Annotated in this window: 1 protein-coding gene and 1 pseudogene; both read left to right on the plus strand. The window is 38.4% G+C overall.

The annotated features are described in order from the left end of the window. Positions 1 to 1015, plus strand: a 1015-nt coding sequence (locus RAC86_RS38460) for a cytochrome P450 family protein (RefSeq protein WP_377886929.1), incomplete at its 5' end; no start/stop codon positions are given. A gap of 515 nt (positions 1016 to 1530) precedes the next feature. Further along, positions 1531 to 1641, plus strand: a pseudogene (locus tag RAC86_RS38465) (DNA polymerase); the annotation flags it as partial. Positions 1642 to 1659: the final 18 nt, after the last annotated feature.

The raw sequence follows: 1659 nt of genomic DNA on the forward strand, positions 1-1659 counted from the left end.
TGTAATTACCGCAAAAGAAGAAAAACGTCCTGTTCTATTGAAGAATGAAGAGCCTTTAACAAAGCATATGCTTAATTCAGATCCCCCTGATCACAATCGCCTGCGAACTCTTGTTCAGAAAGCATTTACTCATCGGATGATTTTGCAATTGGAAGACAAAATTCAACATATAGCAGATTCTTTATTGGATAAAGTACAGCCCAACAAATTCATGAACCTAGTAGACGATTATGCGTTTCCTTTGCCGATTATCGTGATAAGTGAAATGCTTGGCATTCCCCTAGAAGATCGTCAAAGATTCAGAGTTTGGTCGCAAGCAATTATTGATTTTTCAGATGCCCCTGAAAGACTTCAGGAGAATGACCATTTGTTAGGAGAATTTGTTGAATATCTGGAATACTTAGTTCGTATAAAAAGGAGCGAACCTGCAGGAGATTTAATCAGTGTATTAATTCAAGTGGAAAGTGAAGGCACACAATTGAGTACAGAAGAATTGTACTCGATGATTATGCTGCTTATCGTTGCAGGTCATGAAACAACCGTAAACTTAATCACCAATATGACATATGCTCTGATGTGTCACCATGATCAATTAGAAAAGCTCCGCCAACAGCCGGGCTTGATTAATTCAGCCATAGAAGAAGCATTGCGGTTTCACAGCCCGGTTGAGTTAACGACTATTCGCTGGACCGCTGAACCGTTTATACTGCATGGGCAGGAGATTAAACGGAAAGATGTGATCATCATTTCCTTAGCATCAGCAAACCGTGATGAAAAGATATTTTCGAATGCTGACATATTTGATATTGAAAGAAAGAACAACCGCCATATTGCTTTTGGCCATGGCAGCCATTTTTGCCTTGGTGCACAGCTTGCCCGCTTAGAATCAAAGATTGCTATTTCCACCTTATTACGCCGCTGTCCAAATATACAGATAAAAGGCGAAAAGGAACAAATTAAATGGAAAGGGAATTTTCTGATGAGAGCACTCGAAGAACTGCCGCTCAGTTTTTAATTTTTTGAGGGACAAGTGATTTCAAACATATTTCGTTTTTACTCCCCAATAAGATTAATTATTATAAACGCTGCAATCAACATAAAAAATATTAGATGATAAAGCTTTTCAGAAACAAAGTTTAGGATTTATTTAAGCTTACTGGGAGTGAACATGTCTTGTAAACACCAATGGTTTCATCGGTGTTTTTTTGTTTTCAACCTCATTTAAACTCTCTTCATTTGGACAAACAGCTGTTACATAGCCTTACCCAAGGGTGATGCATTTTATGAAGGTAAAAATCATCGAGGGAGTGCAAAGCTGACAAATGCATTAGCGATGGCAATCATTATTTAATAAAACTTTATAGGAAGGAGACCCAGGGTGATAGCAATATATGTAAGGTATCAACAGAGGAACAAGTGATCACGAATTATGTAAAAGTTGTCCTCTTTCAAGCGACTCAAAGGGCTTTTTAGTGCTGGTTTGAAAATCCTTCATCCGCATACCTCAAGACATCCTTTTCTATACAGGGGGACGGGATAAGAAATAAGTACGATGCAAAGGCGATATTATGGGCTGTTTCTTATACGCCTGCAGGGAAGGCATTATATAGAGGTGGCCTTACTGGTGGGCATAAGTCATAAAAAAAAGCGACTAAAAAT

Source organism: Bacillus sp. LR_5, assembly GCF_042709275.1.